Below are 20591 nucleotides of genomic sequence, written 5' to 3'. Positions count from 1 at the left end.
CCCCTGCAAGGTCCTGTTCCTCAGTGCTGCCTGCGCCACGCCCTGACGGTGCCGATCAGCACGGCAATGCCCAACACCGGCAGCGCGTAATGAATCATCAAGCGCTCCAGCCGTCCCGCCAGGGGCATGCCCGTGGTGAAGGAGACGATATGCAGGCCGTACACCGCATACAGTCCCAACAGCAGCAATCCTTCCAGCCGGGTGATGCGATAACCCGAATAGAACAGCGGCAGGCATAACACCGCGACACCCAGCATCACCGGCAAGTCGAAATCCAGCGCATTGGGTGAGATCGACAGGGGCCCGGAGGCAATCAGCGACGTGATACCGAGCACGCCTAGCAGGTTGAACAGGTTGCTGCCAATGATGTTACCGACCGCAATGTCCCGCTCCCCGCGCAGCGCGGCGACCAGCGAGGTCATCAAGGCGGGCAGGGAGGTCGCGACTGCGATCACGGTCAGGCCGATCACCCGTTCCGACAAGCCAAGGTCCTGAGCGACCACCACGGCCGCGCCGACCAGCAGATGGCTGCCCAGAATCAGCAGCGCCAGACCACACGCCATCAGCGCCAGCCTGCCCAGGATCGGCCACACCTTGCGCCTTGGTACGGCGTCCGTCGCTTCGAAATGCCGTGCACCGTGGGCGAACTGGCGGATCACGACCGCCAGGTAACCGGCCATTGCAATCAGCAGAATCACGCCGTCCAGACCGCTCAGGACGCCGTTCCACGCCAGCGCGGCGACCAATGCCGTGGCGCCGATCATCAAGGGCAGGTCGACCCTGACCATCTGCCGCGCCACCCGCAGGGGAATGATCAACGCAGACAGGCCGAGCGTGACAAGGATGTTGAAGATGTTGCTGCCGATCACGCTGCCCACGGCAATGTCCGTGCTGTCGGTCAGCGCCGCTTGCAGGCCGACCGCCATTTGCGGCGCGCTGCTGCCCAGCGCGACCACGGTCAGACCGAGGAACAACGGGCGTGTTTTGAGTAGGGCAGCCAGCACCACGGCGGCACGCACCGACAGTTCGGCACCGATGATCATCATCAGCAGCCCGCCGATCAGTTCGATCAGCGTGGGCAACGGAAGGGTAGAGAAGGAAAGAATTCAGGGCACCTTTCGGTCAGGGTCAGTCGTCGAGGGCTTGCACCCGGACTTGGGCGGTTCCGCTGCGCAGCATACCCAATTGTTCGGCGGCTGCACGTGATACGTCGATGAGCCGGCCGCGAGTGTGTGGACCACGGTCGTTGATGCGGACCACGACCTTGCGGTCATTGTCCAGGTTGGTGACTTGTACGCGGGTGCCGAACGGCAGTTGGCGATGCGCAGCCGTCAGAGCGTTCTGGTCGAAGCGCTCACCGCTGGCGGTGCGCTTGCCTTGATGTCGGGCGCCGTAATAAGAAGCGCCACCTGTTGCGTTGTAGCCGTGTGGATCAATGATGCCTTCGCTGGCGCAACCGGCCAGCAGAGAGAACAGGGCGCAAGCGCCGAGAAGCCGCCACATGGGTCACAGTCCTTAGGAAATTTTGCATATGACCTGTAGGAGCGAGGCTTGTCCCGCGATCGGCTGCGAAGCAGTCGTCAAATCGGTAAATGCGGTACATCAGGACCCTATGCATTTGCTGATCTGCTGCCGCTTTGCGCCAGATCGCGGGACAAGCCACGCTCCTACAGTTCAGACCGATGCTGACTGGATCAACCTTCCAGCTTGCGCTTCAACAGTTCGTTGACCTGCCCCGGGTTGGCCTTGCCTTTGGACGCTTTCATGGCCTGCCCGACGAAGAAGCCGAACATCTTGCCGCGTTTGGCTTCATCGGCGGCGCGGTACTGTTCGACCTGCTCGGCGTTGGCCGCCAGCATGTCGTCCAGAATCGACTCGATGGCGCCGCTGTCGGTCACTTGTTTCAGGCCGCGTTTTTCGATGATCTCATCGGCGCTGCCTTCACCATTGGCCATCGCCTCGAAGACCATTTTGGCGATCTTGCCGGAAATGGTGTTGTCGGTGATGCGTTGCAGCATGCCGCCCAGTTGCTCGGCGCTGACCGGTGACTCGTCGATTTCCACGCCTTGCTTGTTCAGCAACGAACCCAGTTCGACCATGACCCAGTTGGCGGCCAGTTTGGCGTCGCCCGCAATGCCAACCACCTTCTCGAAGTAATCCGCCTGTTCGCGGCTGGAAGCCAGCACGCTGGCGTCGTACAGCGACAGGCCGAACTGCGACTGGAAGCGCTCGCGTTTCTGCGGTGGCAGTTCCGGCAACAGGGCGCGGGTCTTCTCCAGGAACGCGTCCTCGATGATCACCGGCAGCAGGTCAGGATCGGGGAAGTAACGGTAGTCGTTGGCTTCTTCCTTGCTGCGCATGGCGCGGGTTTCATTGGTGTTCGGGTCGTACAGGCGTGTTTGCTGGATGACCTTGCCACCGTCTTCGATCAGGTCGATCTGACGTTGAATCTCGCTGTTGATCGCTTTCTCGATGAAACGGAACGAGTTGACGTTCTTGATCTCGCAGCGGGTGCCGAACTCGACCTGGCCTTTCGGGCGAATCGAGACGTTGCAGTCACAACGCAGCGAGCCTTCGGCCATGTTGCCGTCGCAAATGCCCAGGTAACGGACCAGCGCGTGCATCGCCTTGACGTAGGCGACCGCTTCTTTGGCCGAACGCATGTCCGGTTCGGATACGATTTCCAGCAGTGGCGTGCCGGCGCGGTTCAGGTCGATACCGGTCATGCCGCTGTAGTCTTCGTGCAGGCTCTTGCCGGCGTCTTCCTCAAGGTGCGCGCGGGTGACGCCGATGCGCTTGATGGTGCCGTCTTCAAGGGTGATGTCCAGGTGACCCTTGCCGACAATCGGCAATTCCATCTGGCTGATCTGATAGCCCTTCGGCAGGTCCGGGTAGAAGTAGTTCTTGCGGGCGAACACGTTGTGCTGACCGATCTCGGCATCGATCGCCAGGCCGAACTTGACCGCCATTTGCACGGCTTCCTTGTTCAACACCGGCAGCGTGCCGGGCATGCCCAGGTCGACGAGGCTGGCCTGGGTGTTGGGCTCGGAGCCAAACGTGGTGGCGCTACCGGAGAAAATCTTCGATTGGGTGGTGAGCTGGGTGTGAATCTCCAGCCCGATGACGACTTCCCATTGCATGCGTTTTCTCCTTAGAAGCCTTCAGGCGAGCGAGTGTGCCAGTCGGTTACCAATTGATATTGGTGAGCGACGTTCAGCAAGCGACCTTCCTGGAAGTACGGCGCCAGCAATTGCACGCCCACCGGCAGACCGTCGGCAAAACCGGCCGGCATCGACAGGCCCGGCAGGCCCGCGAGGTTGGCGGTGATGGTGTAGAAGTCTTCCAGGTATTCCGCGATCGGGTCGGCGTTCTTGGCGCCGATCTTCCAGGCCGGGTTCGGCGTGGTAGGGCCCAGGATCACGTCGACTTCGGTGAAGGCGTTCATGAAGTCGTTCTTGATCAGACGACGAATCTTCTGTGCTTGCAGGTAGTAGGCGTCGTAGTAACCGGCCGACAGCGCGTAGGCACCGACCATGATCCGGCGCTGCACTTCAGGCCCGAAGCCTTCGCCGCGCGAACGCTTGTACAGGTCGGTCAGGTCTTTCGGGTCTTCGCAGCGATAGCCGAAGCGCACGCCGTCGAAACGCGACAGGTTGGAGGAAGCCTCTGCTGGCGCGATCACGTAATAGGCAGGGATCGCGTGCTGCAGGTTCGGCAGGCTGACTTCCTTGACCACGGCGCCCAGCTTTTTCAGCGCTTCGACGCTGGCCATGACCAGATCGGCGATGCGCGGGTCGAGACCGGCGCTGAAGTATTCCTTCGGCACACCGATGCGCAGACCCTGCAGCGAGGCGTTCAGCCCGGCGCTGTAATCCGGCACGGGCTCGTCGATGCTGGTGGAGTCATTGATGTCGAAACCGGCCATGGCTTGCAGCAGCAACGCGCAGTCTTCGGCGGTGCGTGCCATCGGGCCCGCCTGATCGAGGCTCGACGCGTAGGCGATCATGCCCCAGCGCGATACGCGACCGTAGGTCGGTTTCAGGCCGGTCAGGTTGGTCAGCGCCGCCGGTTGGCGGATCGAGCCGCCGGTGTCGGTGCCAGTTGCCGCCGGTAACAGACGAGCGGCAACGGCCGCCGCCGAACCACCCGACGAGCCGCCCGGCACGTGAGCCAGGTTCCACGGGTTTTTCACCGCGCCGTAGTGGCTGGACTCGTTGGCCGACCCCATGGCGAATTCGTCCATGTTGGTCTTGCCCAGCGTCACGGTGCCTGCTGCTGCCAGCTTGGCAACGACGGTCGCGTCGTAGGGCGCCTTGAAGTTGTCGAGCATCTTCGAGGCGCAGCTGGTGCGGATGCCCTTGGTGCAGAACAGGTCCTTGTGCGCCAGCGGGGCGCCCAGCAGGGCACCGGTTTCGCCAGCGGCACGACGGGCGTCCGCGGCCTGGGCCTGAGTGATGGCCAGGTCTTCGGTGACGGAAATGAAGCTGTTGAGCTGCGGGTCCAGCTGGGCGATACGCGCCAGCAGGGTGCGGGTCAATTCTTCGGAAGAAAACTTTTTATCGGCAAGTCCGCGAGCGATCTCTGCCAGAGTCATTTGATGCATTGCAGGCTCATTCCCTTAGTCGATGACTTTCGGAACCAGATAAAGGCCGTCTTCGACCGCTGGTGCGATGGCTTGATAGGAATCGCGATGATTGGCTTCGCTGACCACGTCTTCACGCAGCCTTTGCGAGGCTTCAAGCGGGTGTGCGAGGGGTTCGATACCGGTGGTGTCGACCGCCTGCATCTGGTCAACCAGCCCGAGAATGCTGTTCAGTGCTTCGGTAGTACGCGGGATATCGGCGTCATTGAGCCCCAGTCGGGCCAGATGAGCGATTTTTTCCACGTCGGAGCGATCAAGCGCCATGGGGTTCTCCAGTGGAATGCGTACGGGATGGACCGTACGTCAGATTGCGGAACACTACGCCCTTTAAACGGTCATAAGGCCGCGATCGTCGAGGGTAGTGCTCGGAAAAACAGCCAATTTAGCATATTGGCTCCTTGCCCAAAATCCCTGTCGTTGTTAGAGTTTGCCGCACTTTTTTACCCACGCGTTCCCTAGGGTCCCTTTCCCATGTTCAAGAAACTGCGTGGCATGTTTTCCAGCGATCTTTCCATCGACCTGGGCACTGCCAACACCCTTATTTACGTGCGTGAGCGCGGTATTGTCCTGAACGAGCCATCGGTTGTGGCCATTCGGACCCACGGAAATCAGAAGAGCGTCGTTGCTGTCGGGATGGAAGCCAAGCGTATGCTGGGCCGTACCCCGGGCAACATCGCTGCCATTCGTCCGATGAAAGACGGCGTAATCGCCGATTTCAGCGTGTGCGAAAAGATGCTCCAGTATTTCATCAACAAAGTGCATGAAAACAGCTTCCTGCAGCCGAGCCCTCGTGTGCTGATCTGCGTACCGTGCAAATCCACTCAGGTTGAGCGTCGCGCCATTCGCGAATCGGCCCTGGGGGCTGGCGCACGTGAAGTGTTCCTGATCGAAGAGCCCATGGCAGCGGCCATCGGTGCCGGTCTGCCGGTCGAAGAAGCTCGCGGGTCGATGGTCGTCGACATCGGTGGTGGTACCACTGAAATCGCCTTGATCTCCCTGAACGGTGTGGTTTACGCCGAATCCGTGCGCGTCGGCGGCGACCGTTTCGACGAAGCGATCATCACCTACGTGCGTCGCAACTACGGCAGCCTCATCGGTGAATCCACCGCTGAGCGCATCAAGCAGGAAATCGGTACGGCCTACCCGGGCGGCGAAGTACGTGAAGTCGACGTGCGTGGCCGTAACCTGGCCGAAGGTGTCCCACGCGCCTTCACTCTGAACTCCAACGAAGTGCTGGAAGCGTTGCAGGAATCCCTGGCAACCATCGTTCAGGCGGTCAAGAGCGCGCTGGAACAGTCTCCGCCAGAGCTGGCATCGGACATCGCCGAGCGCGGGCTGGTGTTGACCGGTGGTGGCGCCTTGCTGCGTGACCTGGACAAACTGCTGGCCCAGGAAACCGGTCTGCCGGTGATCGTTGCCGAAGACCCGCTGACCTGCGTGGCACGCGGCGGTGGCCGTGCGCTGGAAATGATGGACAAGCACACCATGGACCTGCTCTCCAGCGAGTAAGTCGCCGGAGCGCTACCCTGATGAGCTCGACAGGCAGCATCTCCCGGTGCTGCCTGTGCGTGTTTGATTTGTTGACGTCCTGCTGTTGTATTGAACGCCTGATGCTGCAAATCTGACGCCCCTGTATTTCCATCAATCCGCACCAGGCCGGTTTCATGTCGCATGAATAAGCACAGCCAAACACAAGCATCCCTGGAAGGAGCGGCCCATTAAACCGCTTTTCTCAAAGGGCCCGTCGCTGGGCGTTCGTCTGTTGGTGCTGGTCGTCCTGTCCGTGGCCGTCATGGTCGTGGACGCCCGCTTCACGCTGCTCAAGCCTGTTCGCAGTCAGATGTCGCTGGTCCTGATGCAGTCTTACTGGATCGCTGACCTGCCTGAGCGCCTGTATCAGGGCGTTGCCAGCCAGTTTGGCAGTCGCACCGAGCTCGCCGCCGAAAACGAAAAACTCAAGACCGAAAACCTGCTGCTGCAAGGCCGCCTGCAAAAGCTGGCCGCCCTGACCGAGCAGAACGTTCGACTGCGCGAGTTGCTGAACTCCTCGGCGCTGGTCAACGAGAAGGTCGAAGTCGCCGAGCTGATCGGCATGGACCCCAACCCCTTCACGCACCGCATCATCATCAACAAAGGTGAGCGCGACGGTGTGGTGCTGGGCCAGCCAGTGCTCGATGCACGAGGCCTGATGGGCCAGGTGGTCGAGCTGATGCCGTACACCTCACGTGTCCTGCTGCTGACCGACACCACCCACAGCATTCCGGTCCAGGTGAACCGTAACGGTCTGCGCGCCATCGCCAGCGGCACCGGCAACCCTGAGCGTCTGGAGTTGCGCCACGTCGCCGACACCGCCGACATCAAGGAAGGCGACCTGCTGGTGAGTTCCGGTCTGGGGCAGCGTTTCCCGGCGGGTTATCCCGTGGCAACGGTCAAGGAAGTGATTCACGACTCCGGCCAGCCGTTTGCGATCGTTCGTGCGGTGCCGACGGCCGCCTTGAACCGCAGCCGTTATCTGTTGCTGGTGTTTTCTGACGGTCGTTCGCCTGAAGAGCGCGCCGCCGACGCTGCGCAACAGCAGGAGTCGCTGGACCGTCAGGCCGCCGACCCTGCCGCCGTGCCTTCGGCCACCGTGCCGGGCGCCGCGCCAGCGGCGACACCGAACAAACCGGTCGTGCCGGCCACGGTGCCCAAACCTGCAGCGACGGGTCACAGCACATCGCCAACGCCGGCGGCGACAACGCCCGCCGCAGCCCCTGCGTCTGCCGCGACGCCCGCCAAGCCTGCCGCAAGCAAGCCAGCCGCCAAGCCGGCAGTGAAGCCCGCCGCACCTAAACCGGCTACGCCGGCTGCCACGCCAGCGGCGCCGCGCCAGAGGGAAGAATAATGGCTCGTCACGCTCCCGCACGAAACGGCTGGGTGGTCTGGCTGACCTTTGCAATCGGTCTGCTGCTCAGCGTCTCGCCGCTCCCGCAATTCATGGAAATCTTTCGCCCGCTCTGGCTGGCGTTGCTGTTGGCGTTTTGGGCGCTGGCTTTGCCACACAAGATCGGCATGGTCACCGCCTGGATGCTGGGCCTGGCCGAGGATGTGCTGTATGGCACGCTGCTGGGGCAGAACGCGTTGATCCTGACGCTGATTACCTTCCTGGTTCTGTCATTGCAGCAACGCTTGCGTATGTTCCCGATGTGGCAGCAATGCCTGGTGCTTCTGGTGATTTTCGGCCTCGCGCAACTGGTCCAGCTGTGGCTCAGCGCGCTGACCGGCAACCGCCAGCCGACCCTTGCGCTGGTCTTGCCAGCGTTGGTGAGCGCCTTGCTCTGGCCTTGGGTCAGCTACGGACTGCGCGGATTGCGCCTGCGTTTGAAGATCAATTGACTGGCTGACCGCTGATTGACCCTGTGGGAGCGGTTTGCTTGGGCAATGTCTGGCAGATGTCTTGTGAAACACTGGATCGATCTGAACGCCGATGTGCTCTTCGCCGGTTCTCACGCAACGCCTAAGCTGAAAGTCAAAGACACGGAGACGTCCCATGCCACAACTGCTTCTCGCCTCCGGCTCCCCGCGCCGTCGTGAATTGCTGACGCAAATCGGCGTGCCGTTCACCACGCTCAGCGCGGACATCGACGAAACCCCGCTCCAGGACGAAACGCCTGCCGCGTATGTCGAGCGTCTGGCGCGTGGCAAGGCCGACGCCGGCCTGCTGCAACTCGCCAACGACCCTGCTTATCCCACTGCCTGCGTACTGGGCGCCGACACCGCCGTGGTGCTCGATGGGCGCATCCTCGGCAAACCCGCCGATGAAGCCGAGGCGCTGGCCATGCTCGCCGGGCTGTCGAACCGTGAGCATGAGGTGTTGACCGCCATCGCCGTGGTCGATGAACAGCATTGCGAAACCCGCGTCGTCAGCAGTCGTGTACGTTTTCGCTCCATCTCCACCGAAGAAGCCCACGCGTACTGGGCCAGCGGCGAGCCTTGCGACAAGGCCGGCAGCTACGGCATTCAGGGACTGGGGGCGGTGTTCGTTGAGCACCTGAGCGGCAGCTATTCTGCGGTCGTCGGCTTGCCGTTGTGCGAAACCGCAGAAATCCTGCAGCGTTTCGGCATACCCTGTTGGCAATGCCTGGAAGGTGACAAGCCATGAGTGAAGAGATTCTGATCAACATCACGCCGATGGAGTCGCGCGTGGCCGTCGTTGAGAACGGGGTTTTGCAAGAGGTTCACGTCGAGCGGACCCAACGTCGCGGGATCGTCGGCAACATCTACAAGGGCAAGGTGGTACGTGTGCTGCCAGGGATGCAGGCCGCATTCATCGACATCGGCCTGGACCGCGCTGCGTTCATTCACGCGTCGGAAATCTCCATGCGTGAAGGCCCGGCGGTTGAAACCATCAGCTCGCTGGTTCATGAAGGCCAGAGCCTGGTCGTGCAGGTCACCAAAGACCCGATCGGCAGCAAAGGCGCACGCCTGACCACCCAACTGTCCATTCCGTCACGTTATCTGGTGTACATGCCGCGCACGGCGCATGTCGGCATTTCCCTGAAGATCGAGGACGAAACCGAACGCGAACGCCTGAAACAGGTGGTCAGCGATTGCGTGGCCAAGGAAGGGATCAAGGAAAAGGGCGGTTTCATCCTGCGCACGGCGGCCGAAGGCGCCGGGGCGGATGAAATCATGATGGACATCCGTTATCTGCGCAGGCTTTGGGATCAGATCGGCGAACAGATCAAAACGATCAGTCCGGCGAGCGTGATCTACGAAGACCTCGGTCTGGCGCTGCGAACCCTGCGTGACCTGGTCAGCCCCCGCATCGAAAAAATACGCATCGACTCCCGTGAAACCTTCCAGAAAACCACGCAGTTCGTCGCCGAGCTGATGCCGGAAATTGCCGACCGTCTGGAGCACTACCCGGGCGAGCGGCCGATTTTCGACCTCTACGGCGTTGAGGACGAAATTCAGAGGGCGCTGGAGCGCAAGGTGCCGCTCAAGTCCGGCGGCTATCTGGTGATCGATCCGGCAGAAGCGATGACCACCATCGACGTCAACACCGGCGCGTTCGTCGGTCACCGGAATCTTGAAGAGACCATCTTCAAAACCAACCTGGAAGCCGCCACCGCGATTGCCCGCCAGCTGCGTCTGCGCAACATCGGCGGGATCATCATCATCGACTTCATCGACATGGAAGACGGCGAGCACCAGCGGCAGGTCCTGCGTACGCTGGAAAAACAGCTCGAACGCGACCATGCCAAGACCAATATCATCGGCATCACTGAGCTGGGTCTGGTGCAGATGACCCGCAAGCGTACCCGCGAGAGCCTTGAACAAGTGTTGTGCGAGCCGTGCAGCAGTTGTCAGGGCCGTGGCAAGCTGAAAACCCCCGAGACGATCTGCTACGAAATCTTTCGTGAGATTCTGCGTGAAGCGCGCGCTTATCAGGCGTTGGGTTATCGGGTGCTGGCCAACCAGAAAGTCGTGGATCGTTTGCTTGATGAGGAGTCGGGTAACGTGGCCGAACTCGAGGTGTTCATCGGAAGAACCATTCGGTTCCAGGTCGAAACCATGTATTCCCAGGAACAATATGACGTTGTGCTGCTCTGACAGTGCTTGAAAGCAGTGGCGCGGGCTTCATAAAGCGTGTGCCGCTGTCGAAACCAGAACACCGAGCCCGACCGGCCGATGGCACGGATGCCCTTCAAAGAGAACGATGCGTGGCGAATGAGTTTTTTCCGGACGAACACACACCTGCAAGATTGAGCCGGATGCCCTGTGCAGGCTCTCTGCACGGAGGTTCGGCGACATGGAGCGTCTGACCCGATTTTTCGCAGCTCTGACGCGTTGGGGCCTGATCCTGTGCGCGCTGGTTCTGGTGCTGGTGGCGTTGTACGTCAGCCTCGGCCGTGGACTGGTGCCCATGGTGGCCGAATACCGGGCCGACGTTGAAAGCAAGGCGCAAGCTGCGGTCGGGATGCCCGTCAGCATCGGACGCCTGGAAGGCAGCTGGAGCGGATTTTCACCGATCTTCGTCGCTCGGGATGTGACGGTCGGCCAAGGCAACAATTCCCTGCGGCTGGACCATGTGCGTGCAGTGCCCGACCTGTGGGCGAGTGTGAAAGCGCGCCAGGTGCGCATCGCCCGGCTTGAACTCGACGGGCTGCAACTGGGGCTCAAGGAAGACAAGGACGGCCATTGGGCGCTTCAGGGCCTTCCCGTGCAGGACGACAAGCCTTTCGACCCCGAGCAAGCGTTGAAGCAGATGCAGATGATCTCGCAGCTGTCGTTGTTCGACAGTCAGATCACGCTGCAACCCTACGAGCAATCCCCGCTCACCCTGACCTACGTCAGCATGACCCTGAAGACCGGGAGCCTGCATCAGCGTCTGGATGCGCGCGTGACCTTGCCTGACGGCCAGCCGCTGTCCCTTAACGTGCGTTCAAAAGTACGCGCCAGCGAATGGCGAGATGGCGAGGCCGAGGTGTACCTGAGCCTGCCGCAGAGCGACTGGGCGAAATGGTTGCCGAAGAGCCTGACCCGTGACTGGAAGATCAAGAACCTCAAGGCCGGTGGTGAGTTCTGGCTGACGTGGGGCAAAGGCACGCTGCAGACCGCCGTTGCGCGGCTTAACGCGCCGCAGTTCAAGGGCGGCTACGCCGATCACAAGACCTCAAAGATCGACAACCTGGCGCTCAATGCGTGGTTTCAGCGCAATGACAAGGGATTCGCGGTTACGGCGAATTCACTGGCCATGGACATCGCCGGCAAGCGTTGGGAAAGCCGGATTGATCTGACCCAGACCGCGGCAACGTCTGACAACGAAGAGTTGTGGCACGTCCAGGCCGACCGGTTGGACCTGACCCCGGTCACGCCGTTGCTGGATTCACTCGCGCCGCTTCCGGACAAGCTGATGGTGGTGCTCGATCACCTGAATTTCACGGGCGGCGTGCGTAATCTGCTGCTCGACTACCGCCCGCAGGCTGAAGGGCCCAAGCGCGTCAGCTTTGCGGCAAATCTGGACAAACTGGGCTTCGACGCCTATCACGGCGCGCCGGCCGCCGGAAACGTCAGCGGCGCGATCAGTGGGGATCTGGGGCAGGGCGAGCTGCGCCTGAACACCGACGACTTCATGCTTCATCTGGCGCCGATCTTCAACAATGAATGGAAGTACCGGCATGCCGAAGCACGCTTGACCTATGCGCTGGACGATCAGGGTTTCACGCTGATCGCGCCGTACATCAAGGTCCTCGGCGACGAAGGCAAGATCGCCAGTGACTTCCTGATTCGTCTGCACTTCAACCACGACCAGGAAGATTACATGGACCTGCGCGTGGGCATGGTCGATGGCGACGGTAAATACACGTCCAAGTACCTGCCCGCGATGCTCAACCCTGGCGTCGATCAATGGCTGCGCACGGCCGTGTTGAGCGGCAATGTCAAAGAAGGCTTCTTCCAGTATCAGGGCTCGATCAACCACGATGCGCCGGACGTGGCGCGCGTCATCACGCTGTTCTTCAATGTGAAGAACGCGAATCTGGCGTTCCAGCCGGGCTGGCCGCAGCTCACGGGCGTGGACGGCAACGTGTTCGTTGAAAACAGCGGTGTGCGGATCCGGGCCAGTAAAGGCCAGTTGCTGGGCACCCAGGTCAGCAACGTTGCTGTGGATGTTCCCCACACCCCGGCCGGCCAGCCTGGCCATCTGCTGGTGGACGGCGACTTCAACGGTAGCCTTCAGGACGGCATGAAGATTCTGCAGGAAGCGCCGATCGGCACCGGTCAGACGTTTGCCGGATGGCAGGCGGAGGGCCCGCTGCAGGGACATATCAACCTCGATGTGCCGCTGGTCAAGGGCCAGGAGCCCAAGGTTGCCGTGGACTTCAACACCGACAGCGCGCGCTTGAGGCTGGCAGACCCCGTGCTTGATCTGACGCAGCTCAAGGGCAATTTCCGCTTTGACTACGCCAAAGGCCTGAGCGGCAAGAACATCAAGGCAACGGCCTTCGACAAACCGCTCAACGCCGAAATCTTTGCCGAGGGAAAACCCGGCGCCCCGGTGACGCGTATCGTCGCCAGCAGTCAGATCGCGACCAAGCGTCTGACCGATTGGCTGAATGTCACGCAACCCCTGCCGGTGTCGGGCGACCTCCCGTACCAGTTGCAAGTCACGCTCAGCGGTGCCGACAGCCAGTTGCTGATCAACTCGAATCTCAAAGGGGTAACGGTCGACCTGCCTGCGCCGTTCGGCAAGGCCGCCGATGAAACCCGCGATACCGATTTCCGGATGAACCTGCAGGGCGCGGAACGGCGTATCGGTGTGGGATACGGCAACCTTGCCAACTTCGCGTTCGCGGCGCCTGCAGGCAAGTTTGCGGACGGACGGGGTGAGTTGTTCCTGGGCCAGGGTGGCGCGATCGTTCCGGACGCCAAAGGCCTGCGCGTTCGGGGCTCCTTGTCCGAACTGGACATTGCGCCGTGGCAGGCGATGGTCGAGCGTTATGCCGGCAATGATCCGGGCGGCAGCGCCAAACAGCTGCTGAACAGCGTCGATCTGCAAATCGGCAAGCTCACCGCCATGGGCACCACACTCGATCAGGCCGACGTGCAGCTCAAGCGCAGTGACGCCAGTTGGGGCCTGTCGCTGGACAGTTCGAAGATCAAAGGTTCAGCCACGCTGCCGGATAACAAGGCGACGCCTGCCGACATCAATCTTCTGTACGTGAAATTGCCTGCGCCGGACCCGAACGCCGCAGTCGTTGAAAACGCGCCGGACCCGCTGGCCGATGTCGATCCCCGTAACATCCCGGCGATGAACATCAAGATCACCCAGCTGTTCCAGGGCGATCAACTGGTCGGCGCCTGGTCGCTGAAGGTCAGGTCGACGCCAAACGGTATTCAACTGAGTGATCTGAACCTGGGCCTCAAAGGCATCAACCTGTTGGGCAATGGCGGCTGGGAAGGCACGCCGGGTGCGACCAGCAGTTGGTTCAAGGGCCAGGTGGCGGGCAAGAATCTGGCCGATGTGCTGAAAGCGTGGGGTTTCGCGCCGACGGTGACCAGCCAGGAGTTCGAAATGAACGCCGATGGCCGCTGGCCGGGCTCGCCTGCCTGGGTAGGGCTCAAGCGTTACTCCGGCACGCTCGATGCGACGCTCAAGAACGGACAGTTCGTCGAGGTTGAAGGTGGCGCACAGGCGCTGCGAGTGTTCGGTCTGCTTAACTTCAACTCCATCGGGCGTCGTTTGCGCCTCGACTTTTCGGACTTGCTGGGCAAGGGCCTGAGTTATGACCGGGTGAAAGGCCTGCTGGTGGCCAGCGACGGCGTCTATGTCACCCGTGACCCTATCACCATGATCGGCCCGTCGAGCAACCTGGAGCTCAATGGCACGCTGGACATGGTGCGAGATCATGTCGACGCCAAGTTGCTGGTGACCTTGCCGGTCACCAACAACCTGCCTATCGCGGCATTGATCGTCGGGGCGCCGGCCATTGGTGGCGCATTGTTCCTGGTTGACAAGCTGCTGGGCGATCGCGTCGCCCGATTCGCCAGTGTCCAGTACAAGGTCGAGGGTCCTTGGAAAGAGCCTAAGATTACGTTCGACAAGCCGTTTGAAAAGCCGCAATAGTCAGAAGCCATTGGCGCTCGTGGGCAATCGGGGTCAATAAAGATGGTGCAGTTTTATCGATCAAGGAGCACCCATGTCCTTTGCAGTGATCCAGATGGTCAGCCAGAGCGACGTCGAGGGCAATCTGGCTCAGGCGCGCGCGCTGCTTGAGCAGGCCGCGGCGTCGGGTGCGAAGCTGGCCGTGCTGCCGGAGAACTTCGCCGCCATGGGCCGTCGTGACGTCGCTGCCCTCGGTCGTGCCGAAGCGTTGGGCGAAGGTCCTATCCTGCCATGGTTGAAACTTGCCGCGCGCGACCTCACGTTATGGATTGTCGCCGGGACAGTGCCGCTGCCGCCCGAAGGTCGGCCGCAAGGCAAAGTCACGGCGTGTTCGCTGTTGGTCGACGATCAGGGTCAACAGGTGGCGCGATACGACAAGCTGCACCTGTTTGACGTGGACGTGGCGGACAGCCGCGGTCGTTACCGCGAGTCGGACGACTATGCTCATGGCGATAACGTGGTGGTCGTCGACACGCCAGTGGGCCGGTTGGGCCTGACCGTGTGTTACGACCTGCGCTTCCCCGAGCTGTACACCGCCCTGCGTGAAGCAGGTGCCGAATTGATTACCGCGCCGTCGGCCTTTACCGCCGTGACCGGCGCGGCGCACTGGGAAATCCTGCTGCGCGCGCGAGCCATCGAGACCCAGTGCTACATGCTGGCGGCCGCGCAGGGCGGGGTTCATCCGGGGCCGAGGGAAACATTTGGGCACGCGGCGATCATCGATCCATGGGGCCGCGTGCTGGCCGAGCAGGCACAGGGTGAAGCCGTGCTGCTGGCCGAGCGAGACAGTCAAGAACAAGCGTCCATACGGGCGCGCATGCCGGTATCGAATCACCGGCGATTTTTTTCGCAGGACGCTTTGCGGCCTGCCAACACCCCGGAGTGAATATGAGCGACGTGTCCTCTGTCAGCGAACACCTACTGGCGCCAGGCGGCCTGAGTATCGACAGCCTGCAATCGGTGCTGGGAGAGCTTGCCGGTCCCGGGATCGACGCTGCCGACCTGTATTTTCAGGGGCAGATTTCCGAGTCCTGGGCTCTGGAAGACGGCATCGTCAAGGAAGGCAGTTTCAACCTCGACCAGGGTGTCGGCGTGCGGGCTCAATCGGGTGAGAAAACCGGTTTCGCCTACAGCAACGCGATCACCCCGGAGGCCCTGAGCCAGGCGGCCCGTGCCGCGCGCTCGATCTCCCGCGCAGGCCAGAACGGTCGCGTTCAGGCGTTCACCACGCAGGACGTCGCTCAGTTGTACGCGCCGGACAACCCGCTGGAAGTCATGACCCGTGCCGAGAAAGTCGAGCTGCTCAAGCGCGTCGATGTCGCCACCCGTGCCCTTGATCCGCGTATCCAGCAGGTTACGGTGAGCATGGCCGGTGTCTGGGAGCGCATCCTGGTCGCGTCGACCGATGGCGGTCTGGCTGCCGACGTGCGTCCGCTGGTGCGTTTCAACGTCAGTGTGATCGTCGAGCAGAACGGTCGTCGCGAGCGTGGCGGGCATGGTGGTGGTGGCCGTACCGATTACCGTTATTTCCTCACTGAAGACCGCGCCATGGGCTATGCCCGTGAAGCGCTGCGTCAGGCCCTGGTCAATCTGGAAGCGATTCCGGCGCCGGCCGGTACACTGCCGGTCGTGCTGGGCTCGGGCTGGTCTGGCGTGTTGCTGCACGAAGCGGTCGGTCATGGTCTGGAAGGCGACTTCAACCGCAAGGGCAGCTCAGCCTACAGCGGTCGCATGGGTGAAATGGTCGCCTCCAAACTCTGCACCATCGTTGACGACGGCACACTGGCCGGTCGTCGTGGCTCGCTGAGTGTCGATGACGAGGGCGTGCAGACCGAATGCACCACGCTGATCGAGAACGGCGTGCTCAAGGGCTACATGCAGGACAAGCTCAACGCCCGCCTGATGGGCGTTGCGCGCACCGGTAACGGCCGTCGCGAGTCCTACGCGCACCTGCCGATGCCGCGCATGACCAACACCTATATGCTGGGCGGTCAGAGCGACCCTGAAGAAATCATCAAGTCGGTGAAGAAAGGCATTTACTGCGCCAACCTCGGCGGCGGTCAGGTCGACATCACCAGCGGCAAGTTCGTGTTCTCCACCAGCGAAGCCTATTTGATCGAAGACGGCAAAATCACCGCACCCGTCAAAGGCGCCACCTTGATCGGTAACGGTCCTGAGTGCATGAGCCGGGTGTCGATGGTCGGTAACGACCTGTCGCTGGACAGCGGTGTGGGCACCTGCGGCAAGGACGGGCAATCGGTGCCGGTCGGCGTGGGTCAGCCGACGCTGAAGATCGATGCGATCACGGTTGGCGGGACAGGGTCGTAAGAAGCAGCGATGCCTTGTAGGAGCGCGCTTGCTCTGGGCCGCATTCGGACGATAGCGTCAGGCCAGACGCCATGATGTCGACTGATACACCGCCATCGCGGGCAAGCGCGCTCCTACAGGTGCGATACAGGTTTAACGCAGTCCGCGTTTGGTTTCGTCCAGTTCGCGGATGTATTTGAAGATTTTGCGGGTCGCGGTCGGGGCCTTGTTTTGCTTGGCCTCGTGCTGGGCCTGACGGATCAGCGAACGCAGTTGCTGACGATCGGCTTCCGGGTATTCGTTGACGAACTGTTCAAGCACATCGTCAGTACCGGTCACCAGACGATCGCGCCAGCGTTCCAGGTTATGAAAGCGCTCGTTGTATTGGCGCGTGGAGGCATCGAGTTGATCGAGCAGGACCAGGATTTCATCCAGGTTCTGATCGCGCATCAGCCGGCCAATGAAGGAAATGTGGCGTTTGCGCGCGATGTGCGCGGTGTGCTTGGGAGCATCGGCCAATGCCCGACGCAACTCATCGGTCAGCGGCAGCTTGGCCAGCACATCGGGCTTGAATGTCGTCAAGCGTTCGCCCAGATCCACCAGAGCGTGCAGCTCTTTTTTGATCTGGGTTTTGCTTTTCTCTCCGTCAAAGGAGTCGTCGTAAGAATCAACCATGGGGGCCGTCCGCAAATAAACGCCGCCATGATAACCAGTCAGGGGCCAATTGTCCGGCCCAGTGGGCACTTGGTCAGTGCCGAAACCGGAATTTGATGGAGAAAGTCATGAGTGCATCAGAAAGCGTCGGCCCGCAGGCCTTGCCGGCACTGCAACAACAGGTCGAGCAGATCGTCGCCGAAGCCAAGCGTCAGGGCGCGACCGCCTGTGAGGTCGCAGTGTCGCTGGAGCAGGGACTGTCGACATCGGTTCGCCAGCGCGAAGTCGAAACCGTCGAGTTCAACCGTGACCAGGGCTTTGGCATCACCTTGTACGTTGGTCATCGCAAGGGTTCGGCCAGCACATCGGCCAGTGGGGCCGATGCGATCCGCGAAACGGTGGCTGCCGCGTTGGCCATCGCCAAGCACACCTCCGAGGACGAAAGTTCGGGGCTGGCCGATGCCGCCTTAATGGCCAAGGAGCAGCCGGATTTCGACCTGTTCCACCCCTGGAACATCAGCCCGGAAGAAGCCATCGAGCGCGCGTTGATCTGCGAAGCCGCGGCGTTCGATGCCGACAGCCGGATCAAGAACGCCGACGGCACGACGCTCAATGTGCATCAGGGCTGCCGCGTATACGGCAACAGCCACGGTTTCATTGGCGGTTACGCCTCGACCCGTCACAGCCTGAGCTGCGTGATGATCGCCGAGAAAGACGGCCAGATGCAGCGCGATTACTGGTACGACGTCAATCGTCAGGGCGAGCTGCTGATGGACGCAAAACTCATCGGCAAGAAAGCCGCCGAGCGCGCCGCTAGCCGCCTGGGCGCGCGCCCGGTGCCGACCTGTGAAGTGCCGGTGTTGTTTTCGGCCGAGCTGGCGGGCGGTCTGTTCGGCAGTTTTCTGGGCGCGATTTCCGGTGGCAACCTGTACCGCAAGTCGTCGTTCCTGGAAGGTGCCATCGGTCAGCGTCTGTTCCCTGAGTGGATGACCATCGACGAGCGTCCGCATCTGATGCGCGCGATGGGCAGTTCGGCATTCGACGGTGACGGCCTGGCCACCTACGCCAAGCCATTCGTCGAGAACGGTGATCTGGTGTCCTACATCCTGAGCACCTATTCGGGCCGCAAGCTGGGCCTGCCAAGCACCGCAAACGCGGGCGGCGTGCACAACCTGTTCGTCTCCCATGGCACGGAAGACCAGGCGGCGCTGATCCGCCGCATGGGGCGTGGCCTCTTGGTCACTGAATTGATGGGCAGCGGTTTGAACATGGTCACCGGCGACTATTCACGTGGCGCGGCGGGTTTTTGGGTCGAGAACGGCGAGATCCAGTTCCCTGTTCAGGAAGTGACCATTGCCGGCAACATGAAGGACATGTTCAAGCAGATCGTCGCCGTTGGCAGCGATCTTGAAATGCGCAGCAACATACGCACGGGTTCTGTGTTGATCGAGAAGATGATGGTGGCCGGGAGCTGATTCTCCCTTCGCCCAGCATCACCAAGGCCTGCCTCGCGCAGGCCTTTTTTATGCGCGCGCGCTCGCTATTTCCGCTGAAACCTCCGGCAGCTCTCACCGAGAGCAGTGTCGTTCCTTGAATGCGCGTTCTTGCACCGATGTCATGCCAATGTCGGGGTTGTTTTGATTCTTAAACTCACCTAATAATGAATATCATTCGCTCGATTGGTCCTTTGCCGTATAGGCCCGCCAATCATCGACCGCGCCCCGAAAAAGCGCTGCTGGCGGTATCTGATTTGCCGCTGGCGCCGGCCCCTGTCCTTTGGAGTCCATTGATATGCCCTACACCTTGCCTGCCTTGCCCTATGCCTACGATGCCCTTGAGCCGCACATCGATGCGCAGACCATGGAGATCCATTACACCAAGCACCACCAGACCTACATCAACAACCTCAATGCCGCCGTCGATGGCACCGAGTACGCCGAATGGCCGATCGAGAAACTGGTCGCCAGCGTCGCTCAGTTGCCTGAAAAACTGCGCCCGGCGGTGATCAACCAAGGCGGCGGTCACGCCAATCACTCGTTGTTCTGGGACGTCATGAGTCCCCAGGGCGGCGGTCTGCCAAGCGGGCCGCTGGCCAACGCCATCGATGAGCAACTGGGTGGTGTGGACGCCTTCAAGGACGCGTTCACCAAAGCCGCGCTGACCCGCTTCGGCAGTGGCTGGGCCTGGCTGAGCGTCACCCCGGAAAAGAAACTGGTCGTGGAAAGCAGCGGTAACCAGGACAGCCCGTTGATGAACGGCAACACGCCGATCCTCGGTCTGGACGTCTGGGAGCATGCCTACTACCTGCGCTATCAGAACCGTCGCCCGGAATACATCGCTGCGTTCTATAACGTCGTGAACTGGGATGAAGTCGCCAAGCTGTACGCAGCCGCGCTGGCTTAAATTCCCTGACGAGAAGTAGACGCTCTATGCCTTCGGATTTGCTCACCCTCAGTAGCGCACGCCTGTTCCGTCTGGCCATCGGTTCGATCCTGTTACTGGTCGGTACGGGGCTGCTCATCGCCCAGGGGCTTTCATGGTTGAGCCTTGAACCCCGCATGCTGAGGGCGCTGGAAGGCGGAGCGCTGTGCGCCTTGGGCACTGCCTTGGGCGCCGTTCCGGTGTTGGTGATCCGCGGGATGCCGGTGGCGGTGTCCGACGGGCTGCTCGGCTTTGGCGCGGGCATCATGCTCGCCGCCACGGCGTTCTCGCTGATCGTGCCCGGCCTGGGTGCGGCTCAAGGCCTGGGCTTCTCACCGTGGGGCGCGGGCGCGCTCATCAGCGTCGGGATGCTCGCGGGCGCTGTGGGGCTGTTTATCGTCGATCTGCTGGTGTCTCAGGGCTCGGTTGGGTCGAACGTCACGGAAAAGCCGGCGATCCCGTCGAACATCTGGCTGTTCGTCATCGCGATCATTGCCCACAACATTCCGGAAGGCATGGCGGTGGGCGTCTCGGCGGGCGGCGGTCTGGCCCATGCCGACAGCCTGGCCATGGGCATCGCGTTGCAAGACGTGCCGGAAGGCCTGGTGATCGCGCTGGTGCTGGCGGCAGCCGGCATGTCACGCCTGAATGCCTTCTTGATCGGTGCGGCGTCGGGGCTGGTCGAGCCGGTGTTCGCCGTGCTTTGCGCCTGGCTGGTTGAAATCGCCGCGCTGCTGTTACCGCTGGGCCTGGCGCTGGCTGCCGGGGCGATGTTGTTGGTCGTCACCCACGAAATCATCCCTGAATCACGCCGCAACGGGCACGACAAGATCGCCAGCTTCGGGCTGCTGGTGGGCTTCTGCCTGATGATGGTGATGGACACGGCGTTGGCGTGATTGTCAGCCGCAACGTGATCTC

Annotated in this window: 17 protein-coding genes; 11 read left to right on the top strand and 6 right to left on the bottom strand. The window is 61.6% G+C overall.

Annotated features, from left to right (window positions below):
* Nucleotides 1-20: 20 nt before the first annotated feature.
* The 5 genes from BLS87_RS23040 to gatC all read right to left on the bottom strand — a co-directional run bounded on the left by BLS87_RS23040 (nucleotide 21) and on the right by gatC (nucleotide 4906).
* Nucleotides 21-1073, bottom strand: a complete 1053-nt coding sequence (locus BLS87_RS23040) for a calcium/sodium antiporter (protein WP_074756157.1) — start codon at nucleotides 1071-1073, stop codon at nucleotides 21-23.
* A gap of 55 nt (nucleotides 1074-1128) precedes the next feature.
* Nucleotides 1129-1503, bottom strand: a complete 375-nt coding sequence (locus BLS87_RS23035) for a septal ring lytic transglycosylase RlpA family protein (RefSeq protein ID WP_074756005.1) — start codon at nucleotides 1501-1503, stop codon at nucleotides 1129-1131.
* 191 nt (nucleotides 1504-1694) lie between these two features.
* Nucleotides 1695-3140 carry an Asp-tRNA(Asn)/Glu-tRNA(Gln) amidotransferase subunit GatB gene (gene gatB, locus BLS87_RS23030; protein ID WP_074756003.1) on the bottom strand — a complete coding sequence of 482 codons (1446 nt, stop codon included), beginning with the start codon at nucleotides 3138-3140 and terminating at the stop codon, nucleotides 1695-1697.
* An 11-nt stretch (nucleotides 3141-3151) separates the two neighbouring features.
* Entirely contained in the window at nucleotides 3152-4603 is a 1452-nt protein-coding gene (gene gatA / locus BLS87_RS23025; RefSeq protein ID WP_074756001.1) for an Asp-tRNA(Asn)/Glu-tRNA(Gln) amidotransferase subunit GatA, read from the bottom strand.
* A gap of 15 nt (nucleotides 4604-4618) precedes the next feature.
* Nucleotides 4619-4906 (bottom strand): Asp-tRNA(Asn)/Glu-tRNA(Gln) amidotransferase subunit GatC, encoded by a 288-nt coding sequence (gatC, locus tag BLS87_RS23020; protein WP_074755999.1) that lies wholly within the window; start codon nucleotides 4904-4906, stop codon nucleotides 4619-4621.
* Between the two features lie 207 nt (nucleotides 4907-5113).
* On the opposite strand from gatC, the gene mreB reads away from it, so the two are divergent.
* From mreB to tldD, 8 genes are all read left to right on the top strand, one after another.
* Nucleotides 5114-6151, top strand: coding sequence for a rod shape-determining protein MreB (gene mreB / locus BLS87_RS23015; RefSeq protein ID WP_020292894.1), 1038 nt, complete (start codon nucleotides 5114-5116; stop codon nucleotides 6149-6151).
* Nucleotides 6152-6407: 256 nt separating this feature from the next.
* Nucleotides 6408-7526 carry a rod shape-determining protein MreC gene (mreC, locus tag BLS87_RS23010; RefSeq protein ID WP_425262247.1) on the top strand — a complete coding sequence of 373 codons (1119 nt, stop codon included), beginning with the start codon at nucleotides 6408-6410 and terminating at the stop codon, nucleotides 7524-7526.
* Nucleotides 7526-8017, top strand: coding sequence for a rod shape-determining protein MreD (gene mreD / locus BLS87_RS23005; protein ID WP_074755995.1), 492 nt, complete (start codon nucleotides 7526-7528; stop codon nucleotides 8015-8017). The genes mreC and mreD overlap by 1 nt, the downstream gene beginning before the upstream one ends.
* Before the next feature lie 154 nt (nucleotides 8018-8171).
* The gene (locus tag BLS87_RS23000) at nucleotides 8172-8783 is read left to right on the top strand and encodes a Maf family protein (RefSeq protein WP_074755992.1); all 612 of its coding nucleotides are present in this window, start codon (nucleotides 8172-8174) and stop codon (nucleotides 8781-8783) included.
* Entirely contained in the window at nucleotides 8780-10237 is a 1458-nt protein-coding gene (rng, locus tag BLS87_RS22995) for a ribonuclease G (protein WP_074755990.1), read from the top strand. Before BLS87_RS23000 ends, rng begins: the two co-directional genes overlap by 4 nt.
* A 199-nt stretch (nucleotides 10238-10436) precedes the next feature.
* On the top strand, nucleotides 10437-14252 hold the full coding sequence (locus BLS87_RS22990; protein ID WP_074755988.1) for a YhdP family protein: 3816 nt from the start codon (nucleotides 10437-10439) through the stop codon (nucleotides 14250-14252).
* Nucleotides 14253-14325: 73 nt separating this feature from the next.
* Nucleotides 14326-15177: a carbon-nitrogen hydrolase family protein gene (locus BLS87_RS22985; protein WP_074755986.1), complete on the top strand. Its 852-nt coding sequence runs from the start codon at nucleotides 14326-14328 to the stop codon at nucleotides 15175-15177.
* A 2-nt stretch (nucleotides 15178-15179) separates the two neighbouring features.
* Nucleotides 15180-16619 (top strand): metalloprotease TldD, encoded by a 1440-nt coding sequence (gene tldD / locus BLS87_RS22980; RefSeq protein WP_074755984.1) that lies wholly within the window; start codon nucleotides 15180-15182, stop codon nucleotides 16617-16619.
* Between the two features lie 132 nt (nucleotides 16620-16751).
* Here tldD and yjgA read toward each other — a convergent pair whose 3' ends face one another.
* On the bottom strand, nucleotides 16752-17273 hold the full coding sequence (gene yjgA / locus BLS87_RS22975) for a ribosome biogenesis factor YjgA (protein WP_074755982.1): 522 nt from the start codon (nucleotides 17271-17273) through the stop codon (nucleotides 16752-16754).
* Nucleotides 17274-17380: 107 nt separating this feature from the next.
* On the opposite strand from yjgA, the gene pmbA reads away from it, so the two are divergent.
* The 3 genes from pmbA to BLS87_RS22960 all read left to right on the top strand — a co-directional run bounded on the left by pmbA (nucleotide 17381) and on the right by BLS87_RS22960 (nucleotide 20569).
* On the top strand, nucleotides 17381-18727 hold the full coding sequence (pmbA, locus tag BLS87_RS22970; RefSeq protein ID WP_074755980.1) for a metalloprotease PmbA: 1347 nt from the start codon (nucleotides 17381-17383) through the stop codon (nucleotides 18725-18727).
* A gap of 316 nt (nucleotides 18728-19043) precedes the next feature.
* The gene (locus tag BLS87_RS22965) at nucleotides 19044-19655 is read left to right on the top strand and encodes a superoxide dismutase (protein ID WP_074755978.1); all 612 of its coding nucleotides are present in this window, start codon (nucleotides 19044-19046) and stop codon (nucleotides 19653-19655) included.
* 26 nt (nucleotides 19656-19681) lie between these two features.
* On the top strand, nucleotides 19682-20569 hold the full coding sequence (locus tag BLS87_RS22960) for a ZIP family metal transporter (protein ID WP_074755976.1): 888 nt from the start codon (nucleotides 19682-19684) through the stop codon (nucleotides 20567-20569).
* Nucleotides 20570-20591 lie beyond the last annotated feature (22 nt).

The sequence above is a fragment of the Pseudomonas abietaniphila genome (assembly GCF_900100795.1).
Classification (GTDB): Bacteria; Pseudomonadota; Gammaproteobacteria; order Pseudomonadales; family Pseudomonadaceae; genus Aquipseudomonas; species Aquipseudomonas abietaniphila.
The sequence above is the reverse complement of the archived record's forward strand: the minus strand, read 5'-3'. Positions and strand labels throughout refer to the sequence as shown.